The organism is Streptomyces sp. NPDC054841 (assembly GCF_053611045.1).
This window is the reverse complement of the sequence record NZ_JBSGZO010000149.1, coordinates 1-17676: the sequence shown is the minus strand read 5'-3', so window position 1 is coordinate 17676 and position 17676 is coordinate 1. Positions and strand designations below refer to the sequence as shown.

The window sequence follows — 17676 nt, the reverse complement described above, 5'->3', positions numbered from 1 at the left end:
GCCGGAGCCACGGAGCCTAGGACCCGAGGCCGGAGCCAGGGGCACAGGACCCGAGGCCCGAGCCAGGGACGCAGGACCCGAGGCCCGAGCCAGGGGTCTAGGACCCGAGGCCCGAGCCCGGGGTCTAGGACGCCTTGTTCTTCGCCAGGTCCTCCTGGAAGAGCTTCCCGCACTCGGGGCCCTTGTCCGTGGCGATGAACGAGATCATCATGAAGGTCCCGGCCTTGCCGTGCCGGCTGGCCTTCAGGGTCCAGCCGCTCTTGTCGAGCGACTTGATGGTCGAGCCCTGCTGGTCGAAGTTCTGCGACTCGGTCCAGCCGCCCTTCGTCAGGTTCGCGACCGTCGCGTCGTAGGACTTCGTCGGGTCGGCGGCCTTCTTGTCGTCGGCCTGCCACGAGACCATGCATTGCTTGAGGCTCGCCGGAACGTCGTTCGACGGCTTCTCGGTGAACCCAGCCGCCGTGGCCGCGTCCGCGACCTCCTTGGTCACCGCGGCCGCGTCCAGGCTCCCGCCCGCTTCCGCCGGCGCGGAGGACGAGGAACCGGACGCACCCGCGCCGCCCTTGCCCTCGTCCGAACCGCCCTCGCTGCCGCACCCCGTCGCCAGCAGCACCACACCGGCAGCCACGGCCGCCCACCTCGCCTTGCCCACAAGTCTCCCAATCCGGGCCGCGCGCGGGCCCGTTGCCCGCGCGATCAAGGGAGCAGTCTGGCACGGGTGTTCGCGCCGCTGTTCGCACGGGCTAATCCTCGGACGGGAAGAAAGGCTGATTCCCGGTCGGGGAAAAGAGCCGATCCCCAGGCGGGGACAGGGGCTGGTCCTCGGATGGGGAAAGCGCCGATCCCCGGGCGGGGACAAAGCCGTCCCTGGTCGGGGACAAGAGCTACTCCTCGGGCGGGGACAAGAGCTACTCCTCAGGCGAGGACAAGAGTTACTCCTCGGGCGGGAAAACGGCCTCGCCCGTGTCCGGCAGCGTGATCAGGATCGCCTCGACCGGGCAGCCCTCCGCCGCGGCGAGGATCCCCTCGTTGGCGTCGGTCTCTTCGGCCTGCGGATGCGACTGGCGGGCCGAGTCCAGCTTGAAGCCGTCCGGCGCGTGGTTCACACACATCCCGGAGCCGATGCACACGCCCCGGTCGACCTCGACATGCCAGCGGTCACCCATCAACTCTCGCTCCCGCCCGCCGCGTCAGCGGCAGATGTATACGTCGACGGCAAATGGATCATTTTGTGCTCAAGGTACGTGCCGAAGCCCTCCGGACCGAACTCCCGCCCCAGTCCGGAGTTCTTGTATCCACCGAATGGCCCGAGCATGTCGAGGCTGAACGTGTTGACGTTGTACGTCCCCGTCCTGATCCGCCGCGCGAAGTCGATGCCGTGTTCGACATCTGCCGTCCACACGCTGCCGCTGAGCCCGTAGTCGGAGTCGTTGGCGATCTTCGTGGCCTCGCTCTCCTCCCCGTACGGCAGCAGACAGATGACCGGTCCGAAGATCTCCTCGCGAGCGATGCGCATGGAGTTGTCGACGCCTCCGAAGAGGGTCGGCTCGACGTACCAGCCGCGGTCGAGACCGGCCGGGCGGCCGCCGCCGGTGAGGATCTTGGCGCCTTCCTCCTGGCCGATCCTGATGTAGTCGAGGGACCGCTGCCGCTGCCGCTCCGCCACGAGCGGGCCGACCTGGGTCGCCGGGTCCAGCGGATCGCCGGTCACCAGCGCTCCGGCCGCCGCGGCGAAGGCGTCGGCGAACTCGTCGTAGCGGGACTGCGGCACGAGGATGCGGGTCTGGGCCACGCAGGCCTGCCCGTTGTTCATCCAGGCCGCCGGCACGATGCCCTGAACGGTCGCGTCGAGGTCGGCGTCCGGCAGGATCACGGCCGCGGACTTGCCGCCCAGCTCCAGCGTGACGCGGGTGAGATTGCGAGCGGCGACCTCCATCACGCGCTTGCCCGCGGTGACCGAGCCCGTGAACGACACCTTGTCGACGCCCGGATGCCCGACGAGGTACTCACTGACCTCACGGTCCGCGGGGAGGATCGACAGCACTCCGTCCGGCAGCCCGGCCTCGCGGGCGATGTCGGCCAGGATGTACGCGTCGAGCGGCGACTCCGGCGACGGCTTGAGGACGACCGTGCAGCCGGCGAGCAGCGCGGGCGCGAGCTTCGCCGCGGCAACGAACTGCGGGACGTTCCACGGCACGACGGCCGCGACGACCCCGACGGGCTCGCGCCGCACGAGGATGGGCCCGAGGACGCCGGTGCGCCGCTCCTCGTGGGTGAAGTCGCGGGCGACGGTGATGGCGGCGTCCCAGACCATCATCGCGCCGAGCGCCTGCGCCAGGACGCTCCAGGAGTACGGCGAGCCGTTCTGCGAGCTGATCGAGCGGGCGATCTCCTCGTGCCGTACGGCGATCGCGTCCTTGATGCGGCCGACGATCTCGATCCGCTCGGCGAGCGTCGTCCGAGGCCAGGGCCCGTCGTCGAACGCCGCACGGGCCGCGGCGACCGCGCGGTCCACATCCGCCCGCGACGCATGCGGGACGCGGCCGATGGCCTGCTCGGTGTGGGGTGAGATCACCTCGATGGTGTCCGTACCGAGGGGATCGACCAGCTCCCCTCCGATGAACAGTTTTCCGTGCTCGACCAGCTCGGTCATGACGCCCGCCTCCCACACACCGGGGATCTGCCGGAGATCTACCGGAGATCTACTGGGGATCTTCTGACACTGTTTCAGAAACTGATACCAGTTCTAGTTGAACTAAGCCAGACTCGGGACCGAATAGGCCCCCACCAGCGACTTTGCCGCTGGTGGGAACCTGACTCATGCCGCCTGGGCCGTCTCTGGGCCGTCGTGCGCTTCACCGACCGTCCGGTACATGCCGTCGACCGCCTTCCGGGTGCGGCTCTCGCTGCCCAGCGTCGGGTGCGCGGCGGCGCGGCCAAGCCCCACCCACCGACACGAGCGCGCCGCTTGCTTTGAAGAATCGAACATGCACCCTAATCGAGTCATGGCGCGAATCAATGGGCGAGTTGCCACTCTTTGACTGATGTGCGATACGTGGAGGGAAGCCTTTCACCGCTCGCCGAAGACCCCTGCTGGCCCATCCTGGAAGAGGAGCCATGACAGGAGCGAACGAGGCGGCCGGGCGCGTGATCACCGGGCGCTACCGGCTCCTGCGTCGGCTCGGCACCGGCGGCATGGGGCGGGTGTGGCTGGCCTACGACCAGGAACTGGCGTGCGAGGTCGCGCTCAAGGAGATCATCCTGCCGCCGGACATCCCAGAACCCGAGGTGGGCACCCGGATCGCGAGGGCCCGCTGCGAGGCGCGGCACGCTGCCCGGTTGCGCAACCACCCCGATGTCGTCACCGTGCACGACATCGTGGAGGACGGCGGTCTGCCGTGGATCGTCATGGACTTCGTCCCCGGCGCCATGGACCTGGAGGCGGTGGTGCACAAGTGGGGGCCACTGCGGCCCGCCGACGTCGCCCGGATCGGGCTGGTAGTGCTCGACGCCCTGCGGGAGGGCCACCGGCTCGGCATCCTGCACCGGGACGTCAAGCCGGCCAACATCCTGCTGACCCACCCAGACCCGCAGCACAACTACCCTACGGAGCGCGGCCAGGTGCTGCTGACCGACTACGGCATTGCGCTGGAGCCGGACTCGGGAGAGGCTCGCCTGACCGCCACCTTGGAGATCATTGGGACCCCGCGCTTCATGGCCCCGGAACGGGCCCGCAGCGAAGCGCCCACTCCGGCCGCCGACCTGTTCTCACTCGGCGCCACCCTGTATTTCGCCGTCGAAGGGAGCGGCCCCTTCGACCGTGACTCCTTCCTCAGCACGCTGGGTGCCCTGATGTTCGAGCCTCCCACCCCGCCGCGCCGGGCAGCGGAGCTGACCCCGGTCCTCCTCGAGCTGCTGACCAAGGACGCCGCGGACAGGATGGACGGCGACGAGGCCGCCCAGCGGCTCACCTCCATCGCCGCCCAGCCTCAACCGACCCCTTCGCAGCAAACGACTCTCCCGCCGGTGATGCCGCCGCCGGAGCGGCCCCCCACCTCGAAGCCGCCGCGCCCTCAGGAATCGGCCCCGCCGGCCGAGCATGTACCGCCGACCGAGCCGGAGGAACCGACCGGCCCGGCCCCGGGACCGCGGCCGCGCAAAGGTGACGAGGCCCGGCTGCGGCCCCGCCCCCTGTGGGCCGGACATCGACGGGCCGGGCTCATTGCGGGGGTGGTGGCGGTGGCGCTGGCCGCGGTAGGCGGCGGTATCTACCTGACACAGTCCCCCTCCCCCGGTCCTGAACGGTCGTCGATCCGGGTCGGCAAATCCCCGGCGGGGGTGGCGGTGTCCCCGGATGGACGCCGGGTCTACGTGACCAACTTCGGCTCGGACTCGGTGTCGGTGATCGAAACCGCGACGAACCGCACCGTGGACGACCCCATCCCTGTTGGCAACTCCCCGAAGGGGGTGGCGGTGTCCAAGGATGGACGCCGGGTCTACGTAACCAACAACGACTCGGCCTCGGTGTCGGTGATCGACGCCACGAAGAACCGCACCATGGGCAACCCCATCGCCGTCGGCGACACCCCGGAGGGGGTGGCGGTGTCGCAGGACGGACGGGTCTACGTGGCCAACGGGCAATCGAGTTCGGTGTCGGTGATCGACCCCGCGACGAACCGCACCATGGGCAACCCCATCCCCGTAGGCCACTTCCCGAAGGGGGTGGCGGTGTCCCCGGATGGACGCCGGGTCTACGTGACCAACTACGGCTCGGACTCGGTGTCGGTGATCGAAACCGCGACGAACCGCGCCGCGGACAGCATCCCTGTTGGCAACTCCCCGACAGGGGTGGCGGTGTCCAAGGATGGACGCCGGGTCTACGTAACCAACAACGACTCGGCCTCGGTGTCGGTGATCGACGCCACGAAGAACCGCACCATGGGCAACCCCATCGCCGTCGGCGACACCCCGGAGGGGGTGGCGGTGTCGCAGGACGGACGGGTCTACGTGGCCAACCGGGGCTCGGATTCGGTGTCGGTGATCGACCCCGCGACGAACCGCACCGCAGACAGCATCCCCGTAGGCCGCTTCCCGACAGGGGTGGACGTAACCCCGGCCGCGCGCCGGGTCTACGTGGCCAACGGGGGCTCGGATTTGGTGTCCGTGATCACCTTCTAGAGGGCGGCCGCAGGTGCTGACCGCGCCCGGCTGGCCGTACAGCCGCGCGGAGTGGAGAAGATCGCGTAACCGGTGCAAGACCGACCCGTGCAGCGGCTGCCCCTCGGCGCTTTTGCGATCAAGCCGTGAACGGCACACTTCGTGACAGCGTAAACACGGTGGTGACACGATCAGGTTCGTGAAAGCGTGAGGCAGGTGGCGGTTGCATCACCTCATGGCGGGGTGCAGCCCGGCGGATCCCAGACGTGGTTGAGGTTCTCGTCGTAGTGGTAACCCGTGCAGGGCTCGTTTGGTGCCGCGCTCGTCGATTCCGTCGTGGCATTCGTTGTACGAGGCACCGCCTCGGCAGTCGCCACGCCGACCGTTCCGGCGAGCAGTGCAGCAGCGCAAAACGTGCCGACGAAGTGTCGAGTGCGGTTCCGGGTGCTTATCGACATGATGATCTCCCTTTGGATGCATAAGCCACCTCCCACCAGCGTGAGAGCCGGCCACAACGGTGTCAAACGGCCATCGAGTCCCCCTTTTCTCACCGCCGTTCCGACGCAGAGCGGTGTTACAGGCCGAGGGAGATGGCCAGTCGGGTGAGCTCGGCCGTGCTGTTGATGTTGAGCTTGGCCCGGATACGGCGGAGGTAGGCGTCGATCGTGTGCTTGGAGAGCCCCATGCGACGGGCCGTCTGCAGGTAGGTGCGCCCGGCGGCGATGTGCCGCAGCGTCTCCTGCTCACGCGGAGCCAGCGCGGGTGCGGAAGTTTCGGCGTACGGCGTGGCGAGTGCGAGGCTCATGGGATTCCCTCCGGCGGATCGGCCCGGTCATCACTGCTCACACCCTCGGAAGCAGGGGCTTATGCCCGAATACTGCGTTTTGCCCTCTTTTCAAAAGACTGCGGGGGCGACTTCACGACGGCGTCCGCCGACTGTCACAGGCGTGTCACACGCCACATTTCACGAGCGGTCACGGCTCGATCACAGAGAAGCGCAGGCGTCGGCCTGGGGCATGCTGCCGCCTCGCGATGCGGACTGCCCGCATGCGGCTGCCGAGGACTACCGCACCGTTCGACGAAGGCCGTAGGGCCGACGTCGGTGGCCTGCGGCCAAGGTGGCTGCTGTACTCCGCTGCTGTAGCAGCTCAGCCAGGTCACGTGCTCCGCTCTGCGGCACCGAACTACCGGTCACTCCGCACGCGACAGACGGAGGACGGCCCCTGGCGGACCACATCCGGGAACCAGGTCCGAGAACCAAGTCCGAGAACCAAGTCCGAACCACTTCCGCGCTGTACATCACGGAAGCTCGGCCAGATCATGTCCCCTGGCCGGGGAGATGATCTCGTCTGGTGCTTTCGATCGAGGAGGGATCGTCTTGCACGGTTACTGGGACCCGCTGCCCACGGCCCGGCGGCTCGTCATCGCCGCGGAACCGACGAGGGAAGTCTTCTCAGGCATCTGGGCGGAACGGAATTGGCGCAATGTTCCGGGTCCGTTCTACGGTGCGGCCACCGACTCCATGGCCACCGGCCGGCTGGATGCGCCGCACCACATTGCTTACGACGACGACCACGGGGCGGCTTCGGGACGGAGTTCGTCTACCGCCAGCCCGTGAACGAGGCGGAGACCGAGGCCGTGGTCTCAGCTGCCTGCCTGGAGCTGTACAGCGGATACGGCTGGGACGGCGACGACCACTGGACCCCTGCCACAGTCCGCGCATGGTGGCGCGACCGAGGCCGGGTTCGCGAGTGGGCCCTGGCCATCGCTGCCGACTGGGGCGCGAGCACCCACCCCGGCTGGGGCAGCAACGGGTCCGCCGAGTTCCAGGGGCACTATCACGACGCCGCCCAAGGCCATCTGGACTTCGCCGCCTACATCGACGACGGACTGGAGGCGTATTTGCGCGGCTACACCTTCTGGCTGGACCAGCGCCGCGTACCCCGCCGCGGGGAGGCCCTGCCAGTCCTCTGACGCCGCCTGCTGCCGTGCCTGCCCCTGAACCGGCCCTTCGCGGTATCCCTCAGCAGGATCAGTGATCGCCGGCGAGGACGGCACCTGGGCTCGTGCATGTCGCCGTTGGGCGCTTGGGTGTGCCGGCGTACGTCCTCGTTGATGTCAGGCGTGGATGTCAGCCCTTGGCATGCGGCGGAAGTTGGCACCCGGCTCCGACATCTGACGCCGGCCGAGACGCACGGCCCGGGACCGTCGTGCGTGCCAAGGGCGACAACCCTGATGGACAGCCACATACCTGCGCACGGCCGCCGCATTCCCCTCACGCCCCTGCCTCTACCCTTGAAAACTCGGATTGATGGTTCACGAACAACGACGGAACGGAGCGTGCGGTGACCGCGGGGGAAGCGCATGGCGGAGAGCTGACGGGCAAGGTACTCGGCGGGCGTTACCGGGTGACCTCCATGATCGGGCGCGGCGGCATGGGAGTGGTCGCCCGGGCGGTGGACGAACTCCTGAACCGAGAGGTCGCCGTCAAGGTCCTGCGTGCCTACACCGACGCCTCCACAGCCGAACTGGCCGACCTGCGGACCCGGATGCAGCGGGAGGCGCAGGCCGCCGCCCGGATCCGGCACGGCGGCGTGGTCACCGTGCACGACGTGACCGAGGAGCAGGGCCTCCCAGTCATCGTCATGGAACTCGTCGACGGGCCCTCGCTCGACGATGTGCTGTCGGAGCGCGGCACACTGGAGCCGCACGAGGCCGCCGTGATCGGCGCCAAGCTGATGGACGCGCTCGACGCCGCGCACCGGGCCGGCGTACTCCACCGGGACGTCAAGCCGGGAAACGTGCTGCTGGAGCACGGCGGCAGGGTCGTTCTCACCGATTTCGGCATCGCCAGCATAGAAGCGTCCGGCGACGACGCCATGGCCAAGCTGACCCAGAGCGGTCAACTCGTCGGTTCCCTCGACTATTTGCCGCCGGAGCGCGCGCAGGGCAGGGAGCCCGGTCCCGCGTCGGACATCTGGTCGCTCGGCATGACGCTGTACGCGGCCGTGGAGGGCACTTCGCCGTTCCGCCGCACGTCCGCGTGGTCCACCCTGTCGGCGATCGTCACCGAGCCCCTGCCGGAGCCCCGCCGGGCGGGACCGCTCACGCCGGTGCTCCAGGCGCTGATGGCGAAGGAACCGGAGAACCGGCCCACCGCAGAACAGGCGCGCGGCATGCTGGAGCGCGTCGCCTCGGGCGGGACGGTGCACCTCGCGAGCGCCGCTCCGACGCCGCCACCCGCTCCCGCTCCCGCTCCCACGGTGGGTCCCGGGGCTGCGGCCGCCGCGGCGCCGGCCCCCGGGTTCGGTCCCCCGCTGTTCCCCCAGCCCGCCCCGCAGCCTCAGCCTCCGCACGCCGGCTACGCGCAGCCCGACCTGCCGTCGACGCTGCCGCAGCACGGCGCGCCGGTCGCGGGCCACGCCGGAGTCCCCGCTCCCGAGACGAGCCGGACGGCAGCCCGTCGCGAACGGCGCCGCGGCAACCGCACCGTCGCCGCGGCAGCGGCCGCCGTCGTGCTCCTCGCCGCAGGCGCCGGCATCACCTACGCCCTGACGTCCCGACAGGGCGGCACGACCACGGACGGCGCACAGGCGACGCCGCCCGGCGTCGGCTCCCCCACGGACAGCCACGGGCCGACCGGGGGCAGCACCCCGTCGTCCGCCGGGTCTCCCGGCGCGTCCTCGAAGCCGTCGACCTCGGAGGAGCCGGACGGTCACGAGGACGAGGAGCCGGGCCCCACGAAGAAGCCCGGCGTCGAAGGCGACAAGCCGACCGAGAGCCCGTCGGACTCCCCAGAGACCAAGCCCAGCCCGACGGTGAAGGAGCCCACCCCGGTGTCGACGGCCTGCACCGGCTGGGCCCACGAGAACCGCAGCGACGGCTACGGCTACCTGGCCGAGACGTCCCACCTCTACACCGGGCCGTACGCGGAATGCCAGTACGTGACCGTGGTCAAGACCGGTGTGAAGCTCTACTACCACTGCTACATCACCAACGCCTACGGCAACAAGTGGATCTACGCCCGTATCGAAGGGACGAACACCGAAGGCTGGGCCCACAGCACCAAACTCACCAAGGAGAGCGGCACCCTGTCCCGCTGCTAGGCGTTCCCAACCAGTGCTGCACAGGGGCGCAAGCCGCCACCGTGGTAGCCCCGCGACGGCCCGGGACCGCTTCAGAGGCGGTCTTCGGCGGCCCGCACCAGCTGGCTGATGCCGTCCCGCGTGCGGGTTCCGCGCTTGGCCTCCTTCACTGCGGTCGCGGGTCTTCGGTGTTCGGTGTTGCTGCTGAGTCACCTTCACCTTCCCGAGAGGCTGGTCCGCGGTGGACGTCGCCCTCAAGGGCAAGCGGGCACGGGCACGGGTGCGGGTGGCCACCACACACCTGCAGCCAGGGGTGACGGCCATTCGAAACGCCCAGGGGCAGGAGCTGTACGACGCGCTGGCGCAGTCGCCGTATCCCGTCATCGCTCTTGGCGACTTCAACACCCTGCCCATCGAAGCGACCGGACCGTACGGCACGTTCACCAATGGTGGCTACGACGACGCCTGGCGGACCACCAACGGCCCCGGGGACGGATTCACCGGCATTCAGGACCCCGACCTGCGCAACCTGCCGTCCAAACTCAGCGTGCGCATCGACTACGTCTTCTACCAGCCCGAACACCTTTCGGCTGTCTCCGCCCACCTGATCGGAGACGAGGTGAGGGACCGGACTCGCACGGGCCTGTGGCCGTCCGATCACGCCGGCCTGGTGGTACGGCTGCGCCTCCAATAGCCGATCGGCGGCGCAAAAGTCAGCCATGGCCGCCACACGGGTCGGCGATCAGATCAAGAAGGTCCGCCCGGCCGAGCCCACCGCGGAGGGTCCGGAGGCATCTGGCACGTAAATGGCACGACGCCACTCCCCCGCCACAATCGCGGAGGAACGATCAAGGCCCAGGCTCGCGGCTTAACGCCGGCGACCTGGGCCTTCGTCGCGTTCACGACTGGTGGGCGCGGACGGTTTCGAACCGCCGACATCTGCTTTGTAAGAGCAGCGCTCTACCCCTGAGCTACGCACCCTGGAATGAGGCAACAGCGTACATGGCCCATGGGTGGGTGCCGCAAACCAGATCTTCCGCGGATCGGGGGGACAACCCCACCCCGGAGTTCCCCGGTGGGCGTGAAGCAGGTCCCGAAGAGCCCGCACATCATCACGGCGCGGAGCGACAACGGCGAGGTTGTCGTGCGAAGCGCGAACTAACAGGCCCGTGTGTTCGTCCTTACCGGGTGGGAGAATGAACCGGGCAGGGCGGACACGGCACGGGAGAGGGATGTGACGGCGACACACGCGCGACCGCACGCGAAGGCGAAGGCGAGAGCGAGTGTCGTTCGGGATGTGGTCGCGCTGGTGCTGCTGCCGCTGCCGCTGGTCGTCGCCGCGCTGCCGGGGGCCGTCGCCGGTGGTGGTACGCGGCGCTGGTTCGGGGGCCGCGGGGAGAGTCAGCGGGCCGATGCGCAGGCCGCCAAGGACGCGGCGGCCGCGGCGTTCTACGAGCTGGACACCGCGCAGCGCGATCTGCGGATCTCGATCGAGACGATCACGGCGGTGGACAGCTCGCCGGGTGCGCGCCGGGCGGTGGACGACTTCGCCGCGTTGGGGCGGCGGATCGACGAGGTCAGCCACGGGTACATCACGGCCGTCGACGCGCACGATCTCGACCGGGACGATCTCGACCCTTCGGTGGCCGTCAGGGCGCGTACGGAGCTGACGAAGGCGAAGGACGAGCTGGTCCGGGTCAAAGGCGAACTCGACCGGTTCGCGCAGGGACTCGGGCCGCTGCTCGACAAGGCGGAGACCCAGCTGGCCCGGCTCGCCCCGGCGGTGGAGCGGGCACGGCAGGCGCTCCTTTCCGCGAGCAATGCTCTCGATTCGGTGCGGGGCTCCGGAATGCGGGCGGATGATCTCGCCGCCCGCCTCGCCGCCCTCGCCCCCGAGCTGACCAGGCTCAACGAAGGCGCCGGCCGGCACGGCGTGGCCGAGACGCTGCAGCGCGCCGACCGCGTCGTGCGCGACGCCGAGGCCGTACGGACCGAGGCGGAGCGGCTCCCGGAGCGCGCCGCAGAGATCGACAAGCGGCTGGTGTCGCTCCGTACCCGCGCCCAGGCCCTCACCACCCGCGCGGGCGGCGTCGAGCCCGTCCTCAGCGAGCTGCGCCGCCGCTTCACCGCCGCCTGCTGGCAGGATCTGCAGCCCGTCCCCACGCAGGCCACGGAGAACGTCCGCCAGGCGGAAGAGAAGCTCAAGGAGGCCGGCAAGGCTCGCGACGAGCAGCGCTGGGCGGATGCGACGGCCCTGCTCGGTACCGTCCGTGCCCTGCTGAACAGTACGGACGAGGCGGTCTCGGCCGCCGGCGACCGGCTGCGGCGGCTCGACGCCGTCGCGAAGGACCCGCAGCAGGAGGTCGAGCGGACCCGGTTCGCGATCCGCGACGCCCAGCGCCTGGCCATGGCGGGCCGCAACACTCCGGACCCGCGCCACGCCCGGCCCCTGGACGACTCCGTGGCCCGGCTGGAGCGCGCGATCGCCGGTCTCGAAGGGCACCACCCCGACTACTGGCACTTCCTGATGGAGACGGAAGCGGTACGGCAGACCGTGGCGCACGTCGTCGAGCAGATCCGCGGCGAGCGCGGCGCGGGGGCCGCCCACGGCTGAGCCGGACACGGCGAAGCCCCCGTAGCCTCCGGCTCCCTCTCCCCGCTGCTCCGCAGCCTCCCCGGTGCTCCCTCCCCGCCGCCTCCCCGGTGCTGCCCGCTGCTCCCCGCCGGTTTGTCGGGTCGCCGGTGCGGGCGGATGCTGTATGGAGGTACGTACGCGGCCAAAGGAGGCCGAAATGGCATCCACTCACGCACAGCAGCCCTCGCAGCCCTCGCAGTCCCAGCAGCCCAGCGGCCTGCGTGTCGCGCTGGACGAGCACCTGCCCGTCGATCACCGCCTCAGCAAGATCTACCGGATCGGCGCCGGGCTCATGGGGCTGGTGCTGCTGGCCTTCGGGATCCTCGGTCTGACCCACAACATCGGCTTCTTCGACATCGGCAAGGCCACGGTCGGGGGCCTCAGCACCAACGGCGGGCTGAGCGTGCTGTCCATCTGCGTCGGACTGCTGCTCTTCGTGGGAATGGTCATCGGCGGCAACTTCGCCTCCACCCTCAACATGGTGCTCGGCGTCCTCTTCATCGTCAGCGGCTTCCTGAACCTCGGTCTGCTGGACAGCGGTTCCAACTTCCTCAACTTCCGGATCCAGAACGTCATCTTCAGCTTCGTCGTCGGCGTCATGCTGATGTGGTTCGGGATGTACGGCAGAGTGGGCAGCGCCCTGCCCCACGACAATCCGTACTGGAGGGCCCGCCACCCGGACGAGGCGGCAGGCGAGGAGCAGCGTGCCCGCCGACAGAGCCAGGGGCAGAGCCAGGGGCAGAGCTAGTCTGTTGCCCATGCCCCGTTACGAGTACCGCTGCCGCTCCTGCGACGACACGTTCGAGCTGAGCCGGCCCATGGCCGAGTCCTCCGCCCCCGCGGTCTGCCCCGCCGGACACGAGGACACCGTGAAGCTGCTGTCCGCCGTCGCTGTCGGCGGCACGAGCGCGGCACCGGCCGGTGGCGGAGGCGGCTGCTGCGGTGGCGGCTGCTGCGGCTAGCCGCTCCACAGGCCCGCCCCACAGCCCGACAGCCCCACAGCCCCAGGGGTCGATCGCCCGGTCGCCCGGTTGCCCGGCCGCACCACCGACTGCGCGGCCGAGCGGCCGCGTCCCGCTACGTGTCCAGGTAACGCAGCACCGCCAGCACCCGTCTGCTGTACCCCGCCGCCGACTCCCCCGTCAGCCCCAGCTTGTCGAAGATCGCGTTGATGTGTTTCTCCACCGCGCTCTGCGACACATGCAGCCGTGCCGCGATCGCCGCGTTCGTATGCCCCTGGGCCATCTCGGCGAGCACCCGGCCCTCGCGCCCCGTCAGCCGCGCCAGCGGATCCGTATGGCTGCTGCGCAACAGCAGCCGGCGTACGACCTCGGGGTCGAAGGCGGCCCGCCCCTCCCCCACGCGCTCCAGGGCGTCCAGGAACTCGTCGACCTGGACGACCCGGTCCTTGAGGAGATAGCCGACGCCGCCGCCCGCCGGTTCCCCGGTCAGCAGCTCGGTCGCGTACCGCTTCTCCACGTACTGCGACAGCACGAGCACCCCGACCCCGGGCCACCTGCGGCGGATCTCCAGGGCCGCCCGCAGCCCCTCGTCGGTGTGCGTGGGAGGCATCCGGACGTCGGCGACCACGACGTCCGGCCGCTCGGCGGATACGGCCGCGAGAAGCCGGTCCCCGTCTCCGACCGCCGCCAGCACCTCATGGCCCTCCTCGGCGAGCAGCCGTACGAGGCCCTCCCGCAGCAGGGTCGAGTCCTCGGCCAGGATCACGCGCATGGCAGCTCCGCGGTGACGACAGTGGGTCCGCCGGGCGGGCTGTGCACCGCGAACCGGCCGTCGAGGGCGGCGATCCGGGTCGCCAGCCCGGTGAGTCCGCCGCCGGAGGGGTCGGCTCCGCCCCGGCCGTCGTCCTCGACGCGCAGGCGCAGCGGGCTCTCCTCGCCGTCCCGGGTCAGCGTGACGGCGATCCGGGTCGCACCGGAGTGCTTCACGACATTGGTGACGGCTTCGGAGACCACGAAGTACGCGACGGTCTCCACCGTCCGTGCCGGCGGTGTGCCGTCGACGGTGTAATCGAGCCGGAGCGGCAGCGGTGTGCGTTCGGCGACGGACTCCAGCGCGGCGCGCAGCCCCGCCTCGTCGAGGACGGCCGGATGGATCCGCCAGGCGACGTCGCGGAGTTCGGCGAGGGCCAGCCGGCTCTCCTCGTGGGCCTGGAGGAGAAGCCGGCCCGCGCGCTCGGGATCACGGCTGCGGCGGGCGCGGCCGAGCAGCATGCCGAGGGCGACGAGCCGCTGCTGGACACCGTCGTGCAGATCGCGCTCGATCCGGCGGCGTTCGTCGTCCACGGCGGACATGACCTCGGCCCTGCTGGTGGCCAGCTGCACGATGCGCCGTTCGAGCTCGGCCTCGTGGCTGGGGCCGAGGACACGCCGGGCCAGCTTCCCTTCGAGCAGGGCGACGCCGAACACCCCTTGGGCGGCCAGGAAGAGCAAAAGGGCACCGGCGAGGCTGGCCGCACCGACGTTGGCCGGGTTGCGGAGGTCGGTGATCAGCCAGCCGTAGAGGAAGAAGGTGGCGTACGCCGCGCCGATGACGGCGCAGAGCAGAACGGCCGCGGCGAGCAGGCCGAGCGGCCAGCGGGCGACGAGATAGCGCACCGCGCGTCCGTTCCCGTACGCCGCGGGTATCCGGACCCCGATGAAGCGGTCGAGGCGCTTCCGCTCCAGCGCCGTCAGCCACTGCACCGCCCCGCCCACCGGCCGTAGCACCGCGCGGCGCCCGAGCGGCCAGGCAAGAACCGGCAGTACGGCCAGCCCCGCGAGCACCAGGAAGAGCAGCCCGGCGACGGCCGAAACGGCCCCGAGGGCGAGCCCGGCCGCGTACCTCGCCCCGCGCGCTGCTGTCTCCTTCATGCACGCTCCTTCATGATCGGCCACGCTAACGGGCCGACCCTCCCCCGCACACTGCGGAAAACCGCAGGAATACGGCGGGGAAGTCCACAGGAAGAAGCACGGCTGCCTTCAGGGCGCCATCAGCCCCTTGAGGACGTTCTCAGCGCGTCGCCGCCGCGTCCGGCGCGTGCGGCGCCAGGGCCGGCGTCGGGACCGTCGCCACCGCCGTCGTCACCGTGTCCGTCGTCACCGGGTCCGTCGCAGCCGCCATCGCCGCCGTCGGCGCGAAACGCCGCAGGATCTCCTCGCCCGCCGCGACCCCCCGCTCCGGGAGGAGGGTGACGTGCGGGGCGGACCAGCCGGTGTCGGCCAGTTCGCCGTGACCGGGACGCCAGGCGTGGTCCGCGGCCAGCAACAGGTCGGCGTCGAGCAGGGAGTCCCCGGCGGCCAGGACGACCTCCGTGCCGGTGCGGCGGACGAGTTCGTGGACCGCCGCGCTCTTGGTCAGGGGCTTCGGGACCGCGTAGATCTTGCGGCCCTGGAGGGAGACCGTCCAGCCCCTGGGCTCCGCCCACGCGGCGAGTTCGTTCGTCCAGCCCACCGGCAGGAGCGCGCGGTCGACGACGAGGTACGCGAACAGATCCTCGGCGACCCGCTCCTTCAGCACCCACGCCGGGTCGGCCGTCGCGAGCATATGGGCGCGGACCTCGGCGAGCGAGGCGCACTCGTCCGCGAGCCGGCCCGCGACCACACGCTGCCAGTCGCGGTCGGAGACGCCGTCGACCAGCAGATGCCCGCCGTTCGCACAGATCGCGAACCGCGCGGCGGGCCCCGGCAGCTGGATCCTTCCGTACTGCTCGCGCGTCCGCGTCGTCGTCGGCACGAAGACGGAGGTACGGGCCAGCTCCGCGAGGAGCACGGCAGCGGTCTCCGTCATGTAGGACAGCGGCTTGCTGTCGTACACCTCGACACAGAGCAGCCTCGGGGCCTCGGCATCGGGCATCGGCAGCTGCAGCGCCGCCGACGAGTAGATGAGCGTACGGTCGAGATCGCTGGCGATCAGGGCAGTCACTGCGCGGTCACCGCCTTGCCGTCCGCACCGGTCGCGCCGCGCGTGTACTGGGGGTGGATCAGCCCGACGCAGGTGTACGGGAGGTCGTCGACCTCCTCGACCGGCACGCCGCGCTGCTCCGCCAGCAGCCGTACGTGGTCGAGGTCGGCGCCCGCGCCCCGCTTGGCGAGGATCTTCCAGGGGACACGGCGCAGCAGGACGCGCGTGGTCTCGCCGACACCCGGCTTGACCAGGTTGACGTCGTTGATGCCGTACTCCTCGCTGATCCGCTCCACCGCGGCCCAGCCGGCCCAGGTCGGTGCCCGGTCCGCCGACAGCAGTTCCTTGACGTCCGCGTCGACGGCGTCGGCCACCTCGTCGAAACGGGCCGCCACGGTGTCGAGGAAGTGGCCCGACACATCGGCTCCGGCCAGCTCGCGGTAGTACTTCGCGCCGTGGAAGTCGTACGGACCGACCAGGTCGGCACGCAGGACCGTACGCGAAATCAGTCCGGAGACCGTGGAGTTGAGGCAGGCGGAGGGGATGAGGAAGTCCTCGCGCGTGCCGTACGTACGGACGCAGCCGCCCGGGTCGGCGAGGACCGCGATCTCGGGGTCGAAGCCGTCGAACTCGCTGAGCGCGGCGGCCAGTTCCCGGGTGATGGCGCCCTTGCCGGTCCAGCCGTCGACGAACACGACATCGGCCGGGTTGTGGTGGGCGGCGAGCCAGCGCAGCGCGTTCGCGTCGATGCCGCGGCCACGCACGATCGACACGGCGTAGTGGGGCAGGTCCAGACCGTGGCGGTGCTGGGCCCAGCGGCGCATCAGGACGCCGACGGGGGTGCCGGCCCGGGCCAGCGAGACGAGGACGGGCCGCGGGGACCGTTCGGCGAGCACGGTCTCGGTGACGGCGCCGACGGCACGGGCGATCCGGGCGGCCGACGTCTCCAGGGCGTCGTGGAACAGCGCCTGGTACCGGTCGCTGGGCTGGTACTCGACCGGCAGCGACTCGGCGTAGTGCGCGCCACCGCTCTGTATCGCCTCCTCGCGCTCCTCGGTCGGCGCTTCGAGCACGACGTCCGAGAGGTCCTGGAGCAGCCAGCCGACCTCCTCGGGGGCGTAGGAGGAGAAGTCGGGTCCGCGGAGCGGCTCGGGCAGCATCGAGGCCCTTTCGGCTACTTCGGCTACGTCAGCTACGTCGGGTGCTTGGGCTGCTTCGGGTACGTACGAGGATTCGGGCACGTACGAGGAATCGGATGCGTACGAAAAATCGGGTGCGTAAGACGATTCGGGTACGTACGAGGGGACGACGGCGAGCAGCACGTGGGGTATGTGCGCGCCGAGCTGCGCCAGCAGCCCGTCGGGGGCGTGCAGCGAGGCGGTGTCGGCGACGGAGTCGACGACGGCGACCACCGCGTCGAAGCCGCCACCGGCGACGTTGTACGCGTACCGCTCGCCCGGCCCGTCGGCCGGGTCGTCGTGGGCCGGGAAGACCAGCCGGCTCCGTATCGCGTAGCCCGGGTCGTCCACGGCGAGCACCGGCGACCGGGTGGTCGTCGAGTACCGCACCTCGGCCACGGCACCGGCCTTCTCCAGCGCCTGCGCGAGCCGCAGCGGCGCGTACATCAGCTCTTCGCACCCGAGCACGAGAACGCGCTGCGGCGCGGCGGTGCCCTGTGGTCCAGGACCGGCCGCCCGGGGAGCCTCCCCCTGGATCGGCGAGCCAAGCGTCCGGTGGTCCGCCGCCGTGGTGCCGAGCGCCTCGGCGATACGCGCCGCCATGCCCGGCAGGGCCGCCTCCAGCTCGACGCGGTGCACCGGCGTGAAGCCGTGCCGCCCGCCGTCGGGAACACCGGCCGGCCAGCCGAGGTCCACGCGCACGGCGGACGCCGCGCCG

At 70.6% G+C, this 17676-nt stretch carries 15 protein-coding genes and 1 tRNA gene; 7 read left to right on the top strand and 9 right to left on the bottom strand.

Annotation, left to right across the window (positions count from 1 at the left end; genetic code table 11):
* Positions 1 to 124: 124 nt before the first annotated feature.
* From ACWGI8_RS20795 to ACWGI8_RS20785, 3 genes are all read right to left on the bottom strand, one after another.
* Positions 125 to 628 carry a hypothetical protein gene (locus tag ACWGI8_RS20795; RefSeq protein WP_453662870.1) on the bottom strand — a complete coding sequence of 168 codons (504 nt, stop codon included), beginning with the start codon at positions 626 to 628 and terminating at the stop codon, positions 125 to 127.
* A 304-nt stretch (positions 629 to 932) separates the two neighbouring features.
* Entirely contained in the window at positions 933 to 1166 is a 234-nt protein-coding gene (locus ACWGI8_RS20790; protein ID WP_453662868.1) for a ferredoxin, read from the bottom strand.
* Complete coding sequence (locus ACWGI8_RS20785; protein WP_453662867.1) at positions 1166 to 2653, bottom strand: aldehyde dehydrogenase; 1488 nt, start codon at positions 2651 to 2653, stop codon at positions 1166 to 1168. Before ACWGI8_RS20785 ends, ACWGI8_RS20790 begins: the two co-directional genes overlap by 1 nt.
* A 464-nt stretch (positions 2654 to 3117) precedes the next feature.
* Here ACWGI8_RS20785 and ACWGI8_RS20780 point away from each other — a divergent pair, with 464 nt between their 5' ends.
* Complete coding sequence (locus ACWGI8_RS20780; protein ID WP_453662865.1) at positions 3118 to 5178, top strand: protein kinase domain-containing protein; 2061 nt, start codon at positions 3118 to 3120, stop codon at positions 5176 to 5178.
* Between the two features lie 553 nt (positions 5179 to 5731).
* On the opposite strand, the gene ACWGI8_RS20775 is transcribed toward ACWGI8_RS20780, so the two are convergent.
* Positions 5732 to 5962 carry a response regulator transcription factor gene (locus ACWGI8_RS20775; RefSeq protein WP_453662863.1) on the bottom strand — a complete coding sequence of 77 codons (231 nt, stop codon included), beginning with the start codon at positions 5960 to 5962 and terminating at the stop codon, positions 5732 to 5734.
* Positions 5963 to 6771: 809 nt separating this feature from the next.
* On the opposite strand from ACWGI8_RS20775, the gene ACWGI8_RS20770 reads away from it, so the two are divergent.
* From ACWGI8_RS20770 to ACWGI8_RS20760, 3 genes are all read left to right on the top strand, one after another.
* Complete coding sequence (locus ACWGI8_RS20770; protein ID WP_453662861.1) at positions 6772 to 7131, top strand: hypothetical protein; 360 nt, start codon at positions 6772 to 6774, stop codon at positions 7129 to 7131.
* A 371-nt stretch (positions 7132 to 7502) separates the two neighbouring features.
* A complete protein-coding gene (locus ACWGI8_RS20765; RefSeq protein ID WP_453662859.1) occupies positions 7503 to 9263 on the top strand; it encodes a serine/threonine-protein kinase in 1761 nt (586 codons plus the stop codon).
* Between the two features lie 220 nt (positions 9264 to 9483).
* On the top strand, positions 9484 to 9936 hold the full coding sequence (locus ACWGI8_RS20760) for an endonuclease/exonuclease/phosphatase family protein (RefSeq protein WP_453662858.1): 453 nt from the start codon (positions 9484 to 9486) through the stop codon (positions 9934 to 9936).
* Positions 9937 to 10148: 212 nt separating this feature from the next.
* Here the strand turns inward: ACWGI8_RS20760 and ACWGI8_RS20755 are convergent.
* A tRNA-Val gene (locus tag ACWGI8_RS20755) sits at positions 10149 to 10223 on the bottom strand.
* A gap of 253 nt (positions 10224 to 10476) precedes the next feature.
* On the opposite strand from ACWGI8_RS20755, the gene ACWGI8_RS20750 reads away from it, so the two are divergent.
* The 3 genes from ACWGI8_RS20750 to ACWGI8_RS20740 all read left to right on the top strand — a co-directional run bounded on the left by ACWGI8_RS20750 (position 10477) and on the right by ACWGI8_RS20740 (position 12839).
* A complete protein-coding gene (locus ACWGI8_RS20750) occupies positions 10477 to 11856 on the top strand; it encodes a hypothetical protein (protein WP_453662857.1) in 1380 nt (459 codons plus the stop codon).
* 178 nt (positions 11857 to 12034) lie between these two features.
* Complete coding sequence (locus ACWGI8_RS20745; RefSeq protein ID WP_453662855.1) at positions 12035 to 12625, top strand: DUF4383 domain-containing protein; 591 nt, start codon at positions 12035 to 12037, stop codon at positions 12623 to 12625.
* A 10-nt stretch (positions 12626 to 12635) separates the two neighbouring features.
* On the top strand, positions 12636 to 12839 hold the full coding sequence (locus ACWGI8_RS20740) for an FmdB family zinc ribbon protein (protein WP_453662854.1): 204 nt from the start codon (positions 12636 to 12638) through the stop codon (positions 12837 to 12839).
* Between the two features lie 115 nt (positions 12840 to 12954).
* Here ACWGI8_RS20740 and ACWGI8_RS20735 read toward each other — a convergent pair whose 3' ends face one another.
* The 4 genes from ACWGI8_RS20735 to ACWGI8_RS20720 form a co-directional block, all read right to left on the bottom strand.
* On the bottom strand, positions 12955 to 13611 hold the full coding sequence (locus ACWGI8_RS20735; protein ID WP_453662853.1) for a response regulator transcription factor: 657 nt from the start codon (positions 13609 to 13611) through the stop codon (positions 12955 to 12957).
* A complete protein-coding gene (locus ACWGI8_RS20730; protein WP_453662851.1) occupies positions 13602 to 14750 on the bottom strand; it encodes a sensor histidine kinase in 1149 nt (382 codons plus the stop codon). Before ACWGI8_RS20730 ends, ACWGI8_RS20735 begins: the two co-directional genes overlap by 10 nt.
* Before the next feature lie 139 nt (positions 14751 to 14889).
* Entirely contained in the window at positions 14890 to 15801 is a 912-nt protein-coding gene (locus tag ACWGI8_RS20725) for an HAD family hydrolase (protein ID WP_453662849.1), read from the bottom strand.
* Positions 15798 to 17676 (bottom strand): cysteine protease StiP domain-containing protein (locus tag ACWGI8_RS20720; protein ID WP_453662848.1); only part of this gene is annotated, 1879 nt, incomplete at its 5' end. The genes ACWGI8_RS20725 and ACWGI8_RS20720, both read right to left, overlap by 4 nt.

Coding starts and splice junctions, on each gene's coding strand:
- ACWGI8_RS20730 (WP_453662851.1), bottom strand. CDS start 14,750: ATGAAGGAGACAGCAGCGCGCGGGGCGAGGTACGCGGCCGGGCTCGCC.
- ACWGI8_RS20780 (WP_453662865.1), top strand. CDS start 3,118: ATGACAGGAGCGAACGAGGCGGCCGGGCGCGTGATCACCGGGCGCTAC.
- ACWGI8_RS20740 (WP_453662854.1), top strand. CDS start 12,636: ATGCCCCGTTACGAGTACCGCTGCCGCTCCTGCGACGACACGTTCGAG.
- ACWGI8_RS20745 (WP_453662855.1), top strand. CDS start 12,035: ATGGCATCCACTCACGCACAGCAGCCCTCGCAGCCCTCGCAGTCCCAG.
- ACWGI8_RS20785 (WP_453662867.1), bottom strand. CDS start 2,653: ATGACCGAGCTGGTCGAGCACGGAAAACTGTTCATCGGAGGGGAGCTG.
- ACWGI8_RS20735 (WP_453662853.1), bottom strand. CDS start 13,611: ATGCGCGTGATCCTGGCCGAGGACTCGACCCTGCTGCGGGAGGGCCTC.
- ACWGI8_RS20790 (WP_453662868.1), bottom strand. CDS start 1,166: ATGGGTGACCGCTGGCATGTCGAGGTCGACCGGGGCGTGTGCATCGGC.
- ACWGI8_RS20775 (WP_453662863.1), bottom strand. CDS start 5,962: ATGAGCCTCGCACTCGCCACGCCGTACGCCGAAACTTCCGCACCCGCG.